This is a genomic window from Pseudomonas sp. NY15372 (genome assembly GCF_048068215.1).
Classification (GTDB): Bacteria; Pseudomonadota; Gammaproteobacteria; order Pseudomonadales; family Pseudomonadaceae; genus Aquipseudomonas; species Aquipseudomonas guariconensis_A.
Genome location: NZ_JBLUPY010000002.1, coordinates 1 through 17,917, shown reverse-complemented (window position 1 = coordinate 17,917; position 17,917 = coordinate 1). Strand labels below are relative to the sequence as shown.

The 17,917-nt window shown below is 64.2% G+C and carries 19 protein-coding genes; 11 read left to right on the top strand and 8 right to left on the bottom strand.

The genetic code is table 11. The features are described from left to right. The first annotated feature begins 16 nt into the window (after window positions 1-16). Genes ACNFG0_RS01700 through ACNFG0_RS01685 form a run of 4 tightly spaced genes read left to right on the top strand, consistent with a single transcriptional unit; the run spans window position 17 to window position 2,564 of the window. Window positions 17-451 carry a DUF4426 domain-containing protein gene (locus ACNFG0_RS01700; RefSeq protein ID WP_196144104.1) on the top strand — a complete coding sequence of 145 codons (435 nt, stop codon included), beginning with the start codon at window positions 17-19 and terminating at the stop codon, window positions 449-451. Beyond that, the gene (gene rdgB, locus ACNFG0_RS01695; RefSeq protein ID WP_196144105.1) at window positions 448-1,044 is read left to right on the top strand and encodes an RdgB/HAM1 family non-canonical purine NTP pyrophosphatase; all 597 of its coding nucleotides are present in this window, start codon (window positions 448-450) and stop codon (window positions 1,042-1,044) included. The genes ACNFG0_RS01700 and rdgB overlap by 4 nt, the downstream gene beginning before the upstream one ends. Beyond that, on the top strand, window positions 1,041-2,228 hold the full coding sequence (gene hemW, locus ACNFG0_RS01690) for a radical SAM family heme chaperone HemW (RefSeq protein ID WP_416763884.1): 1,188 nt from the start codon (window positions 1,041-1,043) through the stop codon (window positions 2,226-2,228). Before rdgB ends, hemW begins: the two co-directional genes overlap by 4 nt. A 9-nt stretch (window positions 2,229-2,237) precedes the next feature. Next, the gene (locus ACNFG0_RS01685) at window positions 2,238-2,564 is read left to right on the top strand and encodes a DUF3392 family protein (protein ID WP_196144107.1); all 327 of its coding nucleotides are present in this window, start codon (window positions 2,238-2,240) and stop codon (window positions 2,562-2,564) included. 385 nt (window positions 2,565-2,949) lie between these two features. Here ACNFG0_RS01685 and trmB read toward each other — a convergent pair whose 3' ends face one another. From trmB to ACNFG0_RS01665, 4 genes are all read right to left on the bottom strand, one after another. After that, the gene (gene trmB, locus ACNFG0_RS01680) at window positions 2,950-3,672 is read right to left on the bottom strand and encodes a tRNA (guanosine(46)-N7)-methyltransferase TrmB (protein ID WP_196144108.1); all 723 of its coding nucleotides are present in this window, start codon (window positions 3,670-3,672) and stop codon (window positions 2,950-2,952) included. A 9-nt stretch (window positions 3,673-3,681) separates the two neighbouring features. Beyond that, window positions 3,682-4,476: a thiazole synthase gene (locus ACNFG0_RS01675; protein ID WP_043208630.1), complete on the bottom strand. Its 795-nt coding sequence runs from the start codon at window positions 4,474-4,476 to the stop codon at window positions 3,682-3,684. Window positions 4,477-4,529: 53 nt separating this feature from the next. After that, a complete protein-coding gene (gene thiS, locus ACNFG0_RS01670) occupies window positions 4,530-4,730 on the bottom strand; it encodes a sulfur carrier protein ThiS (RefSeq protein ID WP_084854288.1) in 201 nt (66 codons plus the stop codon). Between the two features lie 103 nt (window positions 4,731-4,833). Beyond that, window positions 4,834-5,205, bottom strand: coding sequence for a DUF423 domain-containing protein (locus tag ACNFG0_RS01665; RefSeq protein ID WP_196144110.1), 372 nt, complete (start codon window positions 5,203-5,205; stop codon window positions 4,834-4,836). Window positions 5,206-5,269: 64 nt separating this feature from the next. Between ACNFG0_RS01665 and mtgA the strand changes: the two genes are divergently transcribed. After that, window positions 5,270-5,968: a monofunctional biosynthetic peptidoglycan transglycosylase gene (mtgA, locus tag ACNFG0_RS01660; RefSeq protein WP_416763883.1), complete on the top strand. Its 699-nt coding sequence runs from the start codon at window positions 5,270-5,272 to the stop codon at window positions 5,966-5,968. Window positions 5,969-6,101: 133 nt separating this feature from the next. Here mtgA and rpoH read toward each other — a convergent pair whose 3' ends face one another. The 4 genes from rpoH to ftsY form a co-directional block, all read right to left on the bottom strand. Then, on the bottom strand, window positions 6,102-6,956 hold the full coding sequence (gene rpoH / locus ACNFG0_RS01655) for an RNA polymerase sigma factor RpoH (RefSeq protein ID WP_084853798.1): 855 nt from the start codon (window positions 6,954-6,956) through the stop codon (window positions 6,102-6,104). A gap of 110 nt (window positions 6,957-7,066) precedes the next feature. Beyond that, complete coding sequence (gene ftsX, locus ACNFG0_RS01650; RefSeq protein WP_196144112.1) at window positions 7,067-8,092, bottom strand: permease-like cell division protein FtsX; 1,026 nt, start codon at window positions 8,090-8,092, stop codon at window positions 7,067-7,069. Then, the gene (ftsE, locus tag ACNFG0_RS01645) at window positions 8,089-8,760 is read right to left on the bottom strand and encodes a cell division ATP-binding protein FtsE (protein ID WP_084853794.1); all 672 of its coding nucleotides are present in this window, start codon (window positions 8,758-8,760) and stop codon (window positions 8,089-8,091) included. Before ftsE ends, ftsX begins: the two co-directional genes overlap by 4 nt. Further along, entirely contained in the window at window positions 8,757-10,214 is a 1,458-nt protein-coding gene (gene ftsY / locus ACNFG0_RS01640) for a signal recognition particle-docking protein FtsY (RefSeq protein WP_416763881.1), read from the bottom strand. Before ftsY ends, ftsE begins: the two co-directional genes overlap by 4 nt. 230 nt (window positions 10,215-10,444) lie before the next feature. On the opposite strand from ftsY, the gene ACNFG0_RS01635 reads away from it, so the two are divergent. From ACNFG0_RS01635 to ACNFG0_RS01610, 6 genes are all read left to right on the top strand, one after another. Continuing rightward, window positions 10,445-11,800, top strand: coding sequence for a M16 family metallopeptidase (locus ACNFG0_RS01635; protein ID WP_196144114.1), 1,356 nt, complete (start codon window positions 10,445-10,447; stop codon window positions 11,798-11,800). Then, window positions 11,793-13,289 (top strand): M16 family metallopeptidase, encoded by a 1,497-nt coding sequence (locus ACNFG0_RS01630; RefSeq protein ID WP_416763879.1) that lies wholly within the window; start codon window positions 11,793-11,795, stop codon window positions 13,287-13,289. The genes ACNFG0_RS01635 and ACNFG0_RS01630 overlap by 8 nt, the downstream gene beginning before the upstream one ends. Further along, window positions 13,289-13,891 (top strand): 16S rRNA (guanine(966)-N(2))-methyltransferase RsmD, encoded by a 603-nt coding sequence (gene rsmD, locus ACNFG0_RS01625; RefSeq protein WP_196144116.1) that lies wholly within the window; start codon window positions 13,289-13,291, stop codon window positions 13,889-13,891. The genes ACNFG0_RS01630 and rsmD overlap by 1 nt, the downstream gene beginning before the upstream one ends. A gap of 89 nt (window positions 13,892-13,980) precedes the next feature. Continuing rightward, window positions 13,981-15,312: a M16 family metallopeptidase gene (locus ACNFG0_RS01620; protein ID WP_416763878.1), complete on the top strand. Its 1,332-nt coding sequence runs from the start codon at window positions 13,981-13,983 to the stop codon at window positions 15,310-15,312. Beyond that, window positions 15,309-16,673: a M16 family metallopeptidase gene (locus ACNFG0_RS01615; RefSeq protein ID WP_416763877.1), complete on the top strand. Its 1,365-nt coding sequence runs from the start codon at window positions 15,309-15,311 to the stop codon at window positions 16,671-16,673. Before ACNFG0_RS01620 ends, ACNFG0_RS01615 begins: the two co-directional genes overlap by 4 nt. Before the next feature lie 47 nt (window positions 16,674-16,720). Next, window positions 16,721-17,716: a hydrolase gene (locus ACNFG0_RS01610; protein ID WP_196144119.1), complete on the top strand. Its 996-nt coding sequence runs from the start codon at window positions 16,721-16,723 to the stop codon at window positions 17,714-17,716. Window positions 17,717-17,917 lie beyond the last annotated feature (201 nt).

Genomic DNA, 17,917 nt, shown 5'->3' with positions numbered 1-17,917 from the left:
ATTGGAGGATCGCACCATGCGTCGCCTAGCCCTATTCCTGATCAGCCTGTGCCTGGCCCTGCCGGTACTGGCCGCAGACCCCGCCAGGCCGGAGCGCAAGGAAGTCTTCGGCGACGTCACGGTGCACTACAGCGCCTTCACTTCGAGCATGCTGCAACCGGACGTGGCAGCCGCCACGGGCCTGACCCGCAGCAAGAACCAGGGCGTGCTCAACATTGCCGTGCTCAAGGCCGGCAAGCCAGGCATGGCGGTGGTCAGCGGCACGGTGAAGGACCTGACCGGGCGCAGCAGCCCGCTGTCGTTCAAACAGATCAACGACCAGGGCGCGGTGTACTACATCGCCCAGTTCAAGATCGAACAGGCCGAAACCCTGACCTTCGACGTGAACGTCGAGACCGGCGGTGTCAGCCATAAACTCAGCTTCAACCAGGAAGTGTTCCCAGGCGAATGATGAATTTCCAGCAACTCGTATTGGCCAGCCACAACGCCGGCAAACTCAAGGAGCTGCAGGCCATGCTCGGCGAGTCCGTGCACCTGCGCTCGATCGGCGAATTCAGCCAGGTGGAGCCTGAGGAGACCGGCCTGTCGTTCGTCGAGAACGCCATTCTCAAGGCCCGCAATGCCGCGCGCATCTCCGGCCTGCCCGCCCTGGCGGATGATTCTGGCCTTGCAGTGGACTACCTCGGTGGCGCGCCGGGCATCTACTCGGCACGCTACGCTGACGGCAAGGGCGATGCGGCGAACAACGCCAAGCTGCTCGAAGCCTTGAAAGACGTTCCGGTAGAGGCGCGCGGCGCACAGTTCGTCTGCGTCCTGGCCCTGGTGCGTCATGCCGACGATCCATTGCCCATTCTTTGCGAAGGCCTGTGGCACGGCAGCATCCTGTTCGAAGCCAGCGGCGAGCACGGCTTCGGCTACGACCCGTTGTTCTGGGTGCCGGAGCGCAAGTGCTCCAGCGCCGACCTCAGCCCCTTGGAAAAGAACCAGCTTAGCCACCGCGCCCGCGCCATGGCCCTGCTGCGTCAACGTCTGGGCCTGGCATGACCGAAACGCTGTCCACCCAGCTGCGCCACCCCGGCGCGGTGGGTTTCGCCACGCTGCCGCCCTTGGCCCTGTATATCCACATTCCATGGTGCGTGCGCAAATGCCCCTATTGCGACTTCAACTCCCATGCCGCCGGCCCTGAGCTGCCGGAAGAGGCGTATGTCGATGCCCTGCTGACCGATCTGGATCAGGAGATGGCCGCGGTGCAGGGCCGTGTGCTCAGCTCGATTTTCTTCGGCGGCGGCACGCCAAGCCTGTTCAGCGCCAATGCCCTGGGGCGGTTGCTGCGTGGCGTGGAACAGCGCATCCCGTTCGCCCCGGACATCGAAATTACCCTGGAGGCCAACCCCGGGACCTTCGAGCAGGAGAAGTTCAAGGCCTACCGGCAAACAGGCATCAACCGCCTGTCCATCGGCGTGCAGAGCTTCCAGCCGGCCAAGCTCCAGGCCCTGGGGCGCATCCACAATGGCGACGAGGCGGTCCGCGCCGCCGGCATGGCGCGGGCGGCCGGCTTCGACAACTTTAACATGGACCTGATGCACGGCCTGCCCGACCAGTCGCTGGAAGACGCCCTGGCCGACCTGCGCCAGGCCATCGACCTGGGGCCGACCCACCTGTCCTGGTACCAGCTGACCGTCGAGCCGAACACCGTGTTCTGGAACCAGCCGCCGGAATTGCCCGAGGACGACATCCTCTGGGACATCCAGGAAGCCGGGCAAGCCTTGATGGCCGCGAACGGCTTCCAGCAGTACGAAGTTTCGGCCTATGCCCAAGCGGGTCGCGCCGCGAAACACAACCTCAATTACTGGCGCTTTGGCGATTTCATCGGCATCGGTGCCGGCGCCCACGGCAAGCTGACCTTCGCCGACGGGCGCATCCTGCGCACCTGGAAGACGCGCCTGCCCAAGGACTACCTGAACCTGGCCAAGCCATTCAAGGCCGGGGAAAAGCTGCTGCCCGTCGACGAGCTGCCGTTCGAGTTCCTGATGAACGCCCTGCGCCTGACCCAAGGGGTGGAAGCCGAACTGTTCAGCCAGCGCACCGGGCTTGCGCTTTCGCAGTTGGCGCAAGCCAGACGCGAGGCAGAACGAAAGGGCCTTTTGCAGGTCGAACCGGATCGGCTGGTGGCTACGCCCCGGGGCCAGTTGTTCCTCAATGACCTGTTGCAGTATTTCTTGACCTAAGGATGACCCATGGATCTGGTACTTGACCTGCTCGCGACCGTTTCTCGTTGGAGCCGCAGCAACCTGTCGGAAATCTCCCTGGCCTTGGTAGGCTGCCTGCTGGTGCTGTTCGGCACTGACATCAAGAGCTGGGTGGAAGGACGCCTGGGCGGCCTGGCCGGCGCCCTGCGCGTGCCGTTCATGGCGTTGTTGGTGATGATCGGCAGTGGCGCTGCGTTGATCTATGCGACGCCCTGGGTGGTGAAGGGGCTGGCCCAGTTCAACAACTATGCCTTGGCACCGGTCCTGTTGGTGGTGCTGGTCCTGATCGGCGTGGTGGCAGACCGCCGCGGCTGATCCGCTTGCGTCCAACGCCCCAATCCGCGCCTATACGAGCAAGATACGAAAACGGGTAATGCCAGCCAGAAAGCCTTATCGGCTGCACTTAGGGCTGCTACGCAGCCCATCGCCGGCAAGCCGGCTCCCACAGAACAACGCATAACTAGTTGATTTTGCAGGTCCTTTGTGGGAGCGGCGCTAGCCGCTTGTTCTTGTGCGACAGCGCAGCCCGGGAGGGATGGGTGATCTCCCACAGGGACAGTGCTGCCCTCAAGGCTGGCGCGTTACTTGTGGGAGCCGGCTCGCCGGCGATGGGCGTGCAGCGCCCCGTGCCATTAACTGACAGGCATTACCCAGCCCGGGCGTTTTTCGTTCGCATTGCTTGGGAAATCGAAGCAGTCGATCAGCTGACTTTCTCGAACTTCAAATCCCATACCCCATGCCCCAGACGCTCGCCACGGCGCTCGAACTTGGTGATCGGACGCTCTTCAGGGCGCGGGACGTAGGTGCCGTCAGGCGCCTGGTTACGGTAGCCGGGGGCAACCTTCATCACGTCAAGCATGTGCTCGGCATAGGGTTCCCAATCGGTGGCCATGTGGAACACACCACCGACCTTGAGCTTGCGGCGTACCAGCTCGGCGAACGCCGGCTGGACGATGCGGCGCTTGTGGTGACGCGCCTTGTGCCACGGGTCGGGGAAGAACAACATCAAACGGTCGAGGCTGTTGTCGGCCACGCAGCGGTTAAGCACTTCGATGGCGTCGCAGTCGTATACCCGCAGGTTCTTCAGGCCCTGGGTCAGCACGCCATTGAGCAACGCGCCAACACCTGGACGGTGCACTTCGACGCCGATGAAATCCAGCTCAGGCGCCGCAGCGGCCATCTCCAGCAGGGAATGCCCCATGCCGAAGCCGATCTCCAGGGTGCGCGGTGCCGAACGGCCGAACACCTGGTCGTAGTCCACCGGGCTGTCGGCCAGAGGCAGGATGAACAGGGGGCCGCCCTGCTCCAGGCCGCGTTGCTGGCCTTCGGTCATGCGCCCGGCGCGCATCACAAAGCTTTTGATACGGCGGTGCGGGCGGGCTTCGCCGTCGGCGGGGATCGGCGTGTCGTGCGATTCAGTCATCAGGGGCTCTTACTTGATCAGACCTTCCAGCGGCGACGAGGCGCTGGCATAGAGTTTCTTCGGCATGCGCCCGGCCAGGTAGGCCATGCGGCCGGCGACGATGGCGTGCTTCATGGCCTCGGCCATCAGCACCGGCTGCTGGGCATGGGCGATGGCCGAGTTCATCAGCACCGCCTCGCAGCCCATCTCCATGGCGATGGTGGCGTCGGACGCGGTACCCACGCCGGCATCGACCAGCACGGGCACCTTGGATTCTTCCAGGATGATCTGCAGGTTGTATGGGTTGCAGATGCCCAGACCGGTGCCGATCAGGCCTGCCAGCGGCATCACCGCGATGCAGCCGGCTTCGGCCAGCTGGCGGGCGATGATCGGGTCGTCGCTGGTGTACACCATCACGTCGAAACCGTCCTTGACCAGCACTTCGGCGGCCTTGAGGGTCTCGATGACGTTGGGGAACAGGGTCTTCTGGTCGGCCAGCACTTCCAGCTTGACCAGGTTGTGGCCGTCGAGCAGCTCACGGGCCAGGCGGCAGGTGCGCACCGCCTCGACCGCATCGTAGCAACCGGCGGTGTTCGGCAGGATGGTGTAACGGTCCGGCGGCAGCACGTCGAGCAGGTTCGGCTCGCCCGGGTTCTGGCCGATGTTGGTACGGCGCACGGCGACGGTGACGATCTCGGCACCCGAGGCCTCGATGGCCAGGCGGGTTTCTTCCATGTCACGGTACTTGCCGGTGCCGACCAGCAGGCGCGACTGGAAAGTGCGCCCGGCCAGGGTGAAGGGCTTGTCGCTACGAACGTTGCTCATCGTGGATCCTCTGGAAAAGGTTGCGGGACTTGCAGTGAATCGCCGGGCGGGGCTTAGCCGCCACCGATGGCATGGACCACTTCGACCTGATCGCCTTCGCTCAGCTGCGTGCTTTCGTGCTGGCTGCGCGGGACGATGTCCAGGTTCAGTTCCACCGCCACCCGGCGGCCAGCGAGCTCCAGCCGGCCCAGCAGGGACGCGACGCTCTCGCCATCGGGCAATTCGTAAGGTTCACCGTTCAGTTGAATGCGCATGCGCACGGCCACCATTGTGCTTTGGGGGTCCGCATTCTAGCCCCGATCCGCACTCCAACCCAAGGGTGGCCGACGCCATTAGTCGCGATTGTGGACCACTTGGTCAGCTCAGGCGCCAGGCGGCCAGGCCCAGGCACAACCAGCCGGCCAGGAAGCACAGGCCACCGATGGGTGTGATGATGCCAAGCTTGCCCAGACCGCTGAGGGTCAGCACATACAGGCTGCCGGAGAAGAGCACGATCCCCAGGGCGAACAGCCCACCGGCCCAGCCGACCAGGCGCCCGGGCAGGTGCACCGAGAGCAGCGCGACGCCAAGCAGGGCCAGGGCATGCACCAGCTGGTAGGTCACACCGGTCTGGAAGATCGCCAGGTAATCGGCACTCAGACGGCTCTTCAGGCCATGGGCGGCGAAAGCGCCCAGGCCCACACCGGTGAAGCCGAAGAAGGCGGCGAGCATCAGGAAGCTGCGAAGCATGGGACGACTCCTGGAAACGGGTCTGTATAATGGCCCGTTCCACCGGTCCGGCCAAGCCATCACCATGTTGTCATCCCTTATCCGCCGCCTCGTCCGCGCCTTGCTCTGGTTCACCGCCGGCAGCATCGTCGTGGTGCTGGCCTTGCGCTGGGTGCCGCCGCCGGGTACGGCATTGATGGTCGAGCGCAAGGTGCAATCCTGGGTCAGCGGCGAGCCGATCGACCTGCAGCGCGACTGGACACCATGGGAACGGATCTCCGACGAGCTCAAGGTGGCGGTCATCGCCGGTGAGGATCAGAAGTTCGCCAACCACTGGGGCTTCGACCTGCCGGCCATCCAGGCCGCGCTGGCCTACAACGAGCGCGGCGGCAAGATCCGCGGGGCCAGTACCCTGACCCAGCAGGTGGCCAAGAACCTGTTCCTGTGGTCCGGCCGCAGCTGGCTGCGCAAGGGGCTGGAGGCCTGGTTCACGGCTCTGATCGAGCTGTTCTGGTCCAAGGAGCGGATCCTCGAGGTCTACCTGAACAGCGCCGAATGGGGCAAGGGTGTATTCGGCGCCCAGGCCGCCGCCCGCTACCACTTCGGCGTGGATGCCAGCCGCCTTTCGCGCCAGCAGGCGGCGCAACTGGCTGCCGTGCTGCCCAGCCCGTTGAAGTGGAGTGCCAGCCGCCCCAGCGCCTACGTGGCCAACCGCGCCGGCTGGATCCGCCGGCAAATGAGCCAGCTGGGCGGGCCCAGCTACCTGATGCAGCTTCGCCCTTGAAGACCGGGGCCAACAGGCCGCATCCCCTCCTGTAGGAGCGGTCTTGTGCCGCGAAAGGGCTGCACAGAAGCCCCAAAAAAAAAGCCGCTGCCTCTTTCGAGCGCAGCGGCTTTTTACATTCGGCCAAGGGTGATCAGACCGTGATCAACGCCTTGACCTTGTTCATCGCGTTCTTTTCCAACTGGCGGATACGCTCCGCCGAAACGCTGTATTTATCCGCCAGCTCATGCAAGGTGGCCTTTTCCTCGGCCAGCCAACGCTGGTAGAGGATGTCCCGGCTGCGCTCGTCCAGGCCCTGCAGGGCATCGTGCAGGTTGCTGGTGGAGTTGTCGCTCCAGTCGGCATCTTCCAGCTGGACGGCCGGGTCGTAGCGGTGGTCTTCCAGGTAATGTGCAGGCGACTGGAAGGCGCTGTCGTCATCGGCCTCGGCGGCCGGGTCGAAGGCCATGTCCTGGCCGCTCAGGCGGCTTTCCATTTCGCGCACTTCACGCGGCTCCACGCCCAGGCTTTCGGCCACGCGATGGACTTCGTCATTGTTCAGCCAGGCCAGGCGCTTCTTCTGGCTGCGCAGGTTGAAGAACAGCTTGCGCTGGGCCTTGGTGGTCGCCACCTTGACGATACGCCAGTTGCGCAGGATGAACTCATGGATCTCGGCCTTGATCCAGTGCACCGCGAAGGACACCAGACGCACGCCCATTTCCGGGTTGAAACGCTTTACCGCCTTCATCAGGCCAACGTTGCCTTCCTGGATGAGGTCGGCCTGGGCCAGCCCGTAGCCGGCGTAGCTACGGGCGATATGTACGACGAAACGCAGGTGGGCCATCACCATTTGCCGAGCGGCCTCGAGATCCTGCTCATAGTAGAGACGCTCGGCCAGTTCACGCTCCTGCTCGACCGTCAGCAACGGAATGCTGTTGACCGTGTGCACGTAGGCTTCCAGGTTTGCACCGGGAACCAGGGCATAGGCAGGTTGCAACGAAGTGGTCATTAAGTACCTCCGACTCACGAACTCGTGCCTTTTGGGCACTGCCAACATTGACCGGAAACCGCGAAACAAGTTCCCAGAATGATCAGAAAGTCAATGCTGGCTAAAAAACATTATCGTGGTGCCAGCTCGTTCAGGTGACGAGCGACCGCGATCCACGCACCGATATACCCCAACAGTACAGCACCGATCAAGAGCGAAAGTCCATCCGACCCTGGTACACCTGCCAGGGCGAAATCACTACCGTACAGCCCGGAAAGGTCCACGACCGCATCGTTGAGCCAGTCCAGCGAGAAGGCCAGGATGCCCCAGGCCAGCACGCCAGCACCCAGGCCGTAGAGCGCGCCCATGTACAGGAAGGGGCGGCGGACATAGCTGTCGGTCCCCCCCACCAGCTTGATCACTTCGATCTCGATGCGGCGGTTCTCGATGTGTAGACGAATTGTGTTACCGATTACTAACAACAAGGCCGAGATCAACATCACGGCCAGGCCGAACACGAACCGATCGCCCAGCTTGAGGATCGCCGCCAAGCGTTCCACCCAGACCAGGTCCAGCTGCGCCACTTCAACCCGTGGCAGCTCCGACAGGCGCTGGCGCAAGGCTTCCAGGGCCGGCTTGTCGACCTCGGTCGGGGTCACCACCACCACACCGGGCAGCGGGTTGTCTGGCAGTTCGCGCAGGGCCTCGCCCAGGCCCGATTGCTGCTGGAATTCCTCCAGCGCCTGCTCGCGGCTGACATATTGGGCATCGGCCACGCCGGGCATGCCCTTGATCTCGTCACGCAGCGCCTCGCCTTCCTTGCTGCCCGCCTCGAGCTTGAGGTACAGCGAGATTTGCGCGGCGCGCTGCCAGGAGCCACCGAGTTTCTCGACGTTCTTGAGCAGCAACGAAAGGCCCATGGGCATGCTCAGCGCCACAGCCATCACCAGGCAGGTGAAGAAGCTGCCAATCGGCTGCTTGCCCAGACGGCGCAGGCTGTCGGCCAGGCTGGCGCGGTGGCTTTCCAGCCAGGCGTGCAGCAGGGTGCGAAAATCCGGGCCGTCATCGTCGTGGCCGCCGCGCTGCTTGCCCGGCTGCGGGTCGGCCGCTTTCGGCGCGACGCGCTCGGAGACCTTCGGCGTACGTGTCGTATTCATTGCCCGGCCTCCCCATCGCCGATCAAGCGACCGCGCTGCAAGGTCAACATGCGGTGACGCATGCGCGCGATCAGCGCCAGGTCGTGGCTGGCGATCAATACCGTAGTGCCCAGGCGGTTGATGTCCTCGAACACGCCCATGATCTCGGCGGCCAGGCGCGGGTCGAGGTTACCGGTGGGTTCGTCGGCCAGCAGCAAGGCTGGCTGGTGGACGATGGCGCGGGCGATGCCCACACGCTGCTGCTGCCCGGTGGACAGGTCCGCCGGGAACAGCTCGCCCTTGTCGCTCAGGGAAACTCGCTCCAGGGCCGAGTCCACGCGCTTGGCGATCTCGGGCTTGGACAGGCCGAGAATCTGCAAAGGCAACGCGATGTTGTTGAACACCGTGCGGTCGAACAGCAACTGGTGGTTCTGGAACACCACGCCGATCTGCCGACGCAGGAAGGGAATCTGTGCGTTGCTGATCTGCCCCAGGTCCTGTCCGGCCAGCATCAGCTTGCCGCTGGTCGGGCGCTCCATGGCCAGCAACAGGCGCAGCAAGGTGCTCTTGCCCGCGCCCGAGTGGCCGGTGACGAACAGGAACTCGCCCCGGCGCGCCCGGAAGCTCAGCTCGTGCAGGCCGACATGGCCGTTGGGGTAGCGCTTGGCAACCTGTTCGAATCGGATCATGGATGCTCCCGCTCGGCGAACAAGGCTTTGACGAAAGGCTCGGCTTCGAAGGTGCGCAGGTCGTCGATGCCTTCGCCCACGCCGATGAAGCGGATCGGCAGGTTGAACTGCTTGGCCAGGGCGAAGATCACCCCGCCTTTTGCAGTGCCGTCCAGCTTGGTCAGCGCCAGGCCGGTCAGCTCGACGCTCTGGTTGAAGTACTTGGCCTGGCTGATCGCGTTCTGCCCGGTACCGGCGTCGAGCACCAAGAGCACCTCATGGGGCGCCTCGGCGTCGAGCTTGCCGATGACCCGGCGCACCTTCTTCAGCTCTTCCATCAGGTTGTCCTTGGTGTGCAGGCGACCGGCGGTATCGGCGATCAGCACATCCACGCCGCGGGCCTTGGCGGCCTGCACGGCATCGAAGATCACCGAGGCCGAGTCGGCACCGGTATGCTGGGCGATGACCGGGATCTGGTTGCGCTCGCCCCACACCTGCAGTTGCTCCACCGCCGCGGCGCGGAAGGTATCGCCGGCCGCCAACATGACCTTCTTGCCTTCCAGCTGCAGCTTCTTGGCCAGCTTGCCGATGGTGGTGGTCTTGCCGGCACCGTTCACGCCAACCACGAGGATCACGTAGGGCTTGGACTGCGACTGGATCTTCAGCGGTTGCTCGACCGGGCGCAGCAGCGCGGCCAGTTCTTCCTGCAGCGACTTGTACAGCGCATCGGCGTCGGCCAACTGCTTGCGGGCGACCTTCTGGGTCAGGTTCTGCACGATCACCGAGGTAGCCTCGACGCCCACGTCGGCGGTCAGCAGGCGGGTCTCGATCTCGTCGAGCAGGTCGTCATCGATGGCTTTCTTGCCCAGGAACAGGCTGGCCATGCCCTCGCCGATGCTGGCGCTGGTCTTGGACAGACCCTGCTTGAGGCGGGCGAAGAAGCCGACCTTGGCCTGCTCGGTGACGACCGGTGCCGCTGCAGCCGGTTCGGGCTCAGGAGCAGGCTCGGCGACAGGGCGCTCGGGAATGGCTGGCGGGGCTTTCGGTTCGAGGTCCGGGACCAGGGCCACCGGCTCTTCGGCGACCGGCAACACCAGGTTGCTGACCGGTGCCGCAGGCTCGAGCGCCGGTTCCACGACCGGTTGCGTGGTTTGCAGGGGCATGGACGCCACGGGCTCCGGTGCCGGCGCTTGCACCGGCATGGACGCGACCGGCTCGGGCTGGGGCGCCTGCAGCGGCTCGGACGCGACCGGCTCGGGAGCAGGCGCTTGCACGACCGGGGCCACGGGCTCGACCGGAGCGACTTCGGGCTGCTCGACGGGGGCCTGCGGCGCGGCCGGCTCTACGGCCTGCGGTTCAGGGGTTTGCGGCTGTTCGGCGACAGGTTGCTGCGGCTTCTTGCGAAACCAGCTGAACAGGCCTTTCTTCTCGCCAGCCTCGGCCGGCGCTTTTTTGTCGTCGTTGGAACCAAACATGGAAGACGGCTATCTCAGGGTAGCGATGGGCCACCAGTGGCGCATCGGGAATTCTCTAAACGCAGAACAGACTATTTTGAATCCGGCTGGTTCATGCGCAATATTTTGTCGCCAAGCCCGCAGGCCAGAACGGCGACAGGCATGGTCGCCAGGCAACCGGATCAGTATCCTAGCACCTCCTGGCCCGCCGACGCTAAGCCAAGCGGGCCGCCGTACAGGTTATCCAACGTATGAATGCTCTAGCCCGCCGCGCCGCTGGCCTGTTGCTCGGCACGCTCTGTCTGCCGTTCGCGGCCCTGGCCGCCGATCTGCAACCCACCCATGAGTTCATCCTCGACAACGGCCTGAAGGTGGTCGTGCGCGAGGACCACCGCGCGCCAGTGGTGGTCTCGCAGATCTGGTACAAGGTCGGCTCCAGCTACGAGACGCCAGGCCAGACCGGCCTGTCCCACGCCCTGGAGCACATGATGTTCAAGGGCAGTGCCAAGATCGGCCCAGGCGAGGCCTCGCGCATCCTGCGCGACCTCGGCGCAGAGGAAAACGCCTTCACCAGCGACGACTACACCGCCTATTACCAGGTACTCGCCCGCGACCGCCTGCCCGTGGCCCTGGAGCTGGAAGCCGACCGCCTGGCCAGCCTGCGCCTGCCGGCCGACGAGTTCAGCCGCGAGATCGAGGTCATCAAGGAAGAACGCCGCCTGCGCACCGACGACCAGCCCAACGCCAAGGCGTTCGAGCTGTTCCGCGCCATGGCCTACCCGGCCAGCGGCTACCACACGCCGACCATCGGCTGGATGGCCGATCTGGACCGCATGAAGGTCGAGGAGCTGCGTCATTGGTACGAGTCCTGGTACGCGCCGAACAACGCCACCCTGGTGGTGGTCGGCGATGTCACCCCCGAGGAGGTCAAGGGCCTGGCGCAAAAATACTTCGGCGCCATCCCCAAGCGTGCGGTGCCACCGGCCAAGCTGCCCCTGGAGCTGGCCGAACCCGGCCTGCGCCAACTGACCCTGCACGTGCGCACCCAGCTGCCCAGCCTGATCTACGGCTTCAACGTGCCGGGCCTGGCCACTGCCAAGGACCCGCGCACCGTCCATGCCCTGCGCCTGATCTCCGCCCTGCTCGACGGCGGCTACAGCGCGCGCATGCCGGCCCGCCTGGAGCGTGGCCAGGAGCTGGTGGCCGGTGCGTCGTCCGGCTACAACGCCTTCACCCGCGGCGACAGCCTGTTCATGATCTCGGCCACGCCGAACGTGCAGAAGCAAAAGACCCTCGCCGACGTGGAAAAAGGCATCTGGCAGCTGCTCGATGAACTCAAGACCACGCCGCCTACCGCCGAGGAGCTCGAGCGCGTGCGCGCCCAGGTGATCGCCGGCCTGGTCTACGACCGCGACTCCATCAGCAGCCAGGCCACCACCATCGGCCAGCTGGAAACCGTGGGCCTGTCCTGGAAGCTGATCGACAGCGAACTGGACGAGCTCAAGCGCGTGACCCCGCAGGACATCCAGGACGCCGCACGCACCTACTTCACCCGCGAACGCCTGAGCGTTGCCCACGTACTGCCCGAGGAGTCCGCCCATGAGTGATCGCAGCGCCCCCCGTTATACCCTGCTTGGCCTCGGCATCATCGCCGTGGTGGTGGCCCTGGCTCTCGTCCTGGCCCGTCCGGCGCAGTCGGGCAGCCCTGCCGAAGGCAAGGCGCCGGCGGCCCGCCCGGCCAATACCCTGCAGTCCTTGGCCGAGCTGGACGGCAAGGCGCCCAGCCGACGCACGCTGAACATCCAGAACTGGAACACCGCCGAAGGCGCCCGCGTATTGTTCGTCGAGGCGCGCGAACTGCCGATGTTCGACCTGCGCCTGACCTTCGCCGCCGGCAGCAGCCAGGACGGCGACGTGCCAGGCCTGGCGACGCTGACCAATGCCATGCTCAACGAAGGCGTGGCCGGCAAGGACGTCACCGCCATCGCCCAGGGCTTCGAAGGCCTGGGGGCGGATTTCGGCAACGGCTCGTACCGTGACATGGCCGTAGCCACGCTGCGCAGCCTCAGCACTGCGGACAAGCGCGAGCCGGCCCTGAAACTGTTCGCCGAGGTGGTGGGCAAGCCGACCTTCCCCGAGGATGCCCTCAAGCGCATCAAGAACCAGCTGCTGGCCGGTTTCGAATACGAGAAACAGAACCCGGGCAAGATCGCCGGCAAGGCCTTGTTCGCCAAGCTCTACGGCGACCACCCCTACGCCCACCCGAGCGACGGCACCGCCCAGAGCATTCCGGGCATCACCCTGGAGCAACTGCGCGCCTTCCACGCCAAGGCCTATACGGCTGGCAACGCGGTCATCGCCCTGGTCGGCGATCTCAGCCGCGCCGAAGCCGAAGCCATCGCCGCCCAGGTATCCGCCGGCCTGCCCAAGGGCCCGGCGCTGCCCAAGCCCGCCGAGCCTGTCGAACCCAAACCGGGCCTGACCCACATCGACTTCCCGACCAAGCAGACTCACCTGATGCTCGCCGAGATGGGCATCGACCGCCAGGACCCGGACTGGGCCGCCCTGTCCTTGGGTAACCAGATCCTCGGCGGCGGTGCCTTCGGCACTCGCCTGATGAGCGAAGTACGCGAGAAACGCGGCCTGACCTACGGCGTCTATTCGGCCTTCAGCCCGATGCAGGTACGCGGCCCGTTCATGATCAACCTGCAGACCCGCGCCGAACTCAGCGAAGGGACCCTCAAGCTGGTCCAGGACATTCTCGCCGACTACCTCGAGCACGGCCCCACCCAGCAAGAGCTGGACGATGCCAAGCGCGAGCTGGCCGGCAGCTTCCCGTTGTCCAACGCCAGCAACTCGAGCATCGTTGGTCAGCTGGGTGCTATCGGCTTCTACAACCTGCCGCTGACCTGGCTGGAGGACTTCATGCAACAGTCCCAGGCCCTGACCGTCGAGCAGGTCAAGGCAGCGATGAACAAGCACCTGGCCGTGGACAAGCTGGTGATCGTCACTGTCGGCCCGACCGTGGCGCAAAAACCGCTGCCACCGCCCACTGACAAACCCGCCGAGCAACCGCTTGGCGTACCGGAGCACTAATGGCCAAGCCAACCCACACCGCCCGCCCGGGCCCGGCCCACAGCAAAGGGCAAGGTCACCTGCGCATCATCGCCGGCGAGTGGCGCAGCCGTCGCCTGGCCGTACCTGAAGGCGAAGGCCTGCGCCCGACGCCAGACCGCGTGCGCGAAACCCTGTTCAACTGGCTGGCGCCCCATATCGAGGGCGCTCTGGTGCTGGATGCCTTCACCGGCAGTGGCGCCCTGGTGCTCGAAGCCTTGTCCCGCGGGGCCGAGGATGCCGTGGCCCTGGACAGCAACCCGGCGGCCATCGCCAACCTGAAGAACAACCTGGAGATCCTGCGCTGCCCACGCGGCCAGATCCTGCAGACCGATGCCTTGCGCTACCTGCAGAACACAGCGAAGCATCAGTTCGACGTGGTGTTCCTCGACCCGCCCTTCCACCAGGACCTGCTGGCCGATACCTGCAACCTGCTCGAACAGAACCAGTGGCTACGAGGCCAGGCCTGGATCTACACCGAGAGCGAAGCCGCGCCCTCCTCTCTGCAGATGCCCGGCAACTGGCGCCTGCACCGGGAGAAGAAGACCGGCCAGGTGCATTACGCCCTCTGGCAACGCGGCTGATACCCGCCCGGCCTAACTATGTAACGCAGGCGGGCACCGCCTTTCACTGAAGCTGCTCCGGCTTATTGTCCTAACGGAGCACTTCAGTGATGAATCCGCCCTCAGATGCCCAGACGATCTCCGTCAGCCTGGATGCACTGGTGGCCGCCAAGCCGCCATCCCTCCACCACTTCAGGCTGGAAAATGGCCTTTCGGTCTATTTGTGCGAAAACCACACCGCCCCTTTGGTCGCGGTTCAACTCTGGTATCACGTCGGGTCGAGCGATGAACCACCAGGCCACTCGAACTTATCGCATTTGCTCGAGCACCTTATCTTCCAAGGAAGCAGCAAGCTTCCTAGCGGCCAATATTCGCGCTTGATCGCGCAGCTGGGCGGCCGGGCCAATGCATCTACCTATGATGACTCGACTGCGTTTGAAATGACCTTGCCTGCCGAAAGGCTGCCAGTTGCCTTGGAACTGATGGCCGATGCCATGACCGGTGCATCGTTCGGCCAATCGGAATTCGAGCTGGAAGTCCTTACAGTCGATGCTGAACGCCGCTTTAACGTCGATCATTCAGCCCTTGATTGGGCAAAAGAACGCCATCGAAAACTCGCCTACGACGGCACCCCTTACGCAGCACCCATCTTCGGTCATGCCATCGACCTTGCCCAAACAGACCTGGAAACGGTACGCACCTGGTACCGCACCTGGTATCACCCCAATAACGCAACACTCGTCGTCGTGGGTGCGGCCAGCCTGCAGGACCTTCGTCGGCATGTGGATACTTACTTTGCCCCGTTGTCACCTGCCCCCCTGTGGGACCGACCTCTGATTCGATACAGCGCAACGCTTCAGGCGCGTAGCCAGCAATTGGTCGATCCGAGACTTGAAGACGGCCTGCTCATGTCCTTCAACGTGCCCAGCCTGGCGAGCGCCCCATCACAGGAAGTCGCCCTGGCACTGCTTATGCTCGAAAGTATCCTGGGTACCGAGTCCAACGCCCTGCTTTACAGGCGCCTGAGCCGAGACAGGCCCGTTCTCACATCGAGCAAGGCCACTTACGACTATCAGATGCGGGGAGATGCCTTGGTGGGCATCGAGGCAACCCTCGCTGCGAACACGCTTACCGCCCAGGAGGCTGCGCTCGAAATCTGGAACCTTATCGACGAGCTTCGAACCACAGCCTTGCCGGACGAAGTGCTTGAGCGCGAAAAACTACGGCTGCTTGCCCGTGAGCTCTACGCTCAGGCCGATATCGACAAGCAAGCAACGCGCATCGGTCATGCAGCGGCGGCCGGGCTGGACCCAGCCAGCCTGGCAGAGGCGCCGCGCATCATCCGGAACCTGTCCAGTTCGACCTTGCAACAGGTTGCAGCCCGATACCTGCACCGCGACCGTTTGACCACGACTTACCTACAGCGAGGAGAACCCGTATGAACGGTACGTCTTCTACGTGCGCCCAGACGACTGATCACAGCTTCACCGTGGCGCTGGACCAACTGAGCTCGCCCCAGGGTCTGGATCTGCAGCGAATCCAGCCGCCAACGCACGACATACATCAATGGCATACCGCAGAAGGAGCCCATGTCCAGTTCATCGCAAACCGTGACCGGCCGATGTTCGACCTGGTACTGCGCTTCAAGGCCGGAAGCGCCTTTGATGGCGACAAGCCGGGCCTGGCAGCCCTGACATTCGAGCTTCTGGATGGTGCGCGGGTCGCCGAGCAGTTACAAGGTGTCGGGGCGATCTTGAAATACAAGATCGCTCGCGATTACGCAATGTTCATGCTTCGCGGCTTGAGCTTGCCTGCTCTGCGCGCCCGCGTGATGCAGTTGGTCACGCAAATGATCGCTAGACCGGCCTTTGGGCTCCCCGATTTCTCGGCGGCTCGCAAGCGCCTGCTCGACGAACAGGAGGCTTCGAACGACGTGGATGCGATGCTGTTGGGCGCGATAGAGGCGCACATGTTCGCCGGACACCCCTATGCCACTGCGCATACCGGTACAACGGAAGGCCTCGCCAGGATTACGCAGGAACAGATCGCGACCTTCCATAGGCAAGCGTATGGTTCCGGGAACCTGGAGATAGGCCTGGTCGGCGACTTGTCACTCGAGGAAGCCGAAACCCTCATCGCGCCTCTCGTACAGGCGCTGCCGCAACACTGGATGGCCATCACACCCCCTCCTTTACCCATTACCAAGGGGCAGACCGTGCACTTGGAGCAACCCGGCTCCAACACCAGGATATGGCTGACCCTGCCACTACGCGCCTACCCCACCGATACGGACTACCCAGCATTGTTGATGGTCGACAAGATGTTGGGCGCTAACTTCGAATCACGTTTGACCACAGAACTGCGCCTCCGACGCGGCCTGACTTATTCCATCCAGTCTGCACTGGTGTCGAGGGATGCAGGTTGCCTATGGCACATCATCTGGGACACCAGGCCAGCATACCGAGATGCCTCCCTGGCCTTGGTATTGGACGTGATCAAGTGTTTCGGCGAGCAGGGGCCGACCAAGGCCGAATGTGAATTCGCCCTCAACCTTTTTGCAGGCCAACTGCTGCGTCTCATGGCCGACAGTGCTGCACTCGCCAAAGGCCTGACGATACTCGGCCACCGGAAACATCCCGCCGATCAATTGGCCCACTACCTGGATAAGCTCGCGGTACTTGAACCCGAGAACATCCGCCAAGTCGCCCGTGGCATGAACCTGAACGAGGCGTTTATCGTGACCGCCGGCCCGACCGTCGATCAGCAGCCACTCCCGACCATTGGCGAACCGGCCTCACCCTAGGCAACACTTCATGGCAAGCTAGGCAGGCACAACACGAGCCGCCTAGCATGCCAAACCCTGCCCCACCCCGTTTCGTTCCCGCCACAGGCCTCGCCAACCCCCATCTGCAGACGTTGTGGGGGCCGTTGTGGCGCAAGCTTGCAGACCTGCCGCGTACCCGTGAACGCCTGTGGCTCGCCGATGGCGATTTCCTCGACCTTGACTGGCACGGCCCGCACCAAGCCGATACGCCGCTGGTGCTGGTATTGCACGGCCTGACCGGCTCGTCCCACTCGCCCTATGTGAAAGGCCTGCAACAGGCCTTGCACGCACGTGGCTGGGCCAGTGTCGCGGTGAACTGGCGTGGCTGCTCCGGCGAGCCGAACCTGTTGGCGCGCAGTTATCACTCCGGTGCCAGCGAGGACCTGGCCGAAGCCATTCGTCACCTGCGCGCCCAACGGCCACTGGCGCCCCTGTATGCAGTGGGCTATTCGCTGGGGGGCAACGTACTGCTCAAGTACCTGGGCGAAAGTGGCTCGGCCAGCCAACTGGAAGCGGCAGTTGCCGTGTCGGTGCCGTTTCGCCTGGACCAGTGCGCCGACCGTATCGGCATGGGGTTTTCCCGGGTTTACCAGGCACATTTCATGCGCGAGATGCGCGCGTACGTACAGCAGAAACAGCGGCATTTCCGTGACAATGGCCACGCCGAACGCCTGGCCGAACTGGAAAGGCTGGGGTCGTTGCGCAATCTACGCACCTTCTGGGATTTCGACGGCAAGGTCACGGCGCCGCTCAATGGTTTTCGCGACGCGAACGACTACTATCGGCGTGCGTCGAGCCGCTATTACCTGGGCGAGAACCGTACGCCAACGTTGATCATCCATTCCAGCGATGACCCGTTCGTGTTCAGGCATAGCCTGCCGGGCAGGGAGGAGCTGGCGCCGCAGACCGAATTCGAGCTGCACGCATGCGGCGGGCATGTGGGGTTTGTCGAGGGGAGCCTGCGCAACCCAGGGTATTACCTGGAGCGCAGGATCCCGCAATGGCTGGCCGAAGGGGCTTGAGCTTCAGAGCAGAATCGCCGGCAAGCCGGCCCCCTAGAACAGTCAATAACCTTTGCGGGCCCTTGTAGGAGCGGCGGTGCGGCGCTCCGACTTGCCCCGCGATTGGGCCGGGCCCGCTATCACCGCCACCAAGCAAGGGCTTCGCCCTTGATCGCGGGACAAGCCCGCTCCCACAGGGTGTGGTTGGCGAAGTACCGGTGG

Excerpts from the sequence above, each read along its gene's own strand:
- ACNFG0_RS01675 (WP_043208630.1), bottom strand. The coding sequence starts at position 4,476 with ATGAGCAACGTTCGTAGCGACAAGCCCTTCACCCTGGCCGGGCGCACT.
- ftsE (WP_084853794.1), bottom strand. The coding sequence starts at position 8,760 with ATGATCCGATTCGAACAGGTTGCCAAGCGCTACCCCAACGGCCATGTC.
- ftsY (WP_416763881.1), bottom strand. The coding sequence starts at position 10,214 with ATGTTTGGTTCCAACGACGACAAAAAAGCGCCGGCCGAGGCTGGCGAG.
- ACNFG0_RS01620 (WP_416763878.1), top strand. The coding sequence starts at position 13,981 with ATGAATCCGCCCTCAGATGCCCAGACGATCTCCGTCAGCCTGGATGCA.
- mtgA (WP_416763883.1), top strand. The coding sequence starts at position 5,270 with ATGTTGTCATCCCTTATCCGCCGCCTCGTCCGCGCCTTGCTCTGGTTC.
- ACNFG0_RS01635 (WP_196144114.1), top strand. The coding sequence starts at position 10,445 with ATGAATGCTCTAGCCCGCCGCGCCGCTGGCCTGTTGCTCGGCACGCTC.
- rsmD (WP_196144116.1), top strand. The coding sequence starts at position 13,289 with ATGGCCAAGCCAACCCACACCGCCCGCCCGGGCCCGGCCCACAGCAAA.
- ACNFG0_RS01630 (WP_416763879.1), top strand. The coding sequence starts at position 11,793 with ATGAGTGATCGCAGCGCCCCCCGTTATACCCTGCTTGGCCTCGGCATC.
- ftsX (WP_196144112.1), bottom strand. The coding sequence starts at position 8,092 with ATGAATACGACACGTACGCCGAAGGTCTCCGAGCGCGTCGCGCCGAAA.
- thiS (WP_084854288.1), bottom strand. The coding sequence starts at position 4,730 with ATGCGCATTCAACTGAACGGTGAACCTTACGAATTGCCCGATGGCGAG.
- rdgB (WP_196144105.1), top strand. The coding sequence starts at position 448 with ATGATGAATTTCCAGCAACTCGTATTGGCCAGCCACAACGCCGGCAAA.
- ACNFG0_RS01685 (WP_196144107.1), top strand. The coding sequence starts at position 2,238 with ATGGATCTGGTACTTGACCTGCTCGCGACCGTTTCTCGTTGGAGCCGC.
- trmB (WP_196144108.1), bottom strand. The coding sequence starts at position 3,672 with ATGACTGAATCGCACGACACGCCGATCCCCGCCGACGGCGAAGCCCGC.
- ACNFG0_RS01665 (WP_196144110.1), bottom strand. The coding sequence starts at position 5,205 with ATGCTTCGCAGCTTCCTGATGCTCGCCGCCTTCTTCGGCTTCACCGGT.
- hemW (WP_416763884.1), top strand. The coding sequence starts at position 1,041 with ATGACCGAAACGCTGTCCACCCAGCTGCGCCACCCCGGCGCGGTGGGT.
- ACNFG0_RS01700 (WP_196144104.1), top strand. The coding sequence starts at position 17 with ATGCGTCGCCTAGCCCTATTCCTGATCAGCCTGTGCCTGGCCCTGCCG.
- ACNFG0_RS01610 (WP_196144119.1), top strand. The coding sequence starts at position 16,721 with ATGCCAAACCCTGCCCCACCCCGTTTCGTTCCCGCCACAGGCCTCGCC.
- rpoH (WP_084853798.1), bottom strand. The coding sequence starts at position 6,956 with ATGACCACTTCGTTGCAACCTGCCTATGCCCTGGTTCCCGGTGCAAAC.
- ACNFG0_RS01615 (WP_416763877.1), top strand. The coding sequence starts at position 15,309 with ATGAACGGTACGTCTTCTACGTGCGCCCAGACGACTGATCACAGCTTC.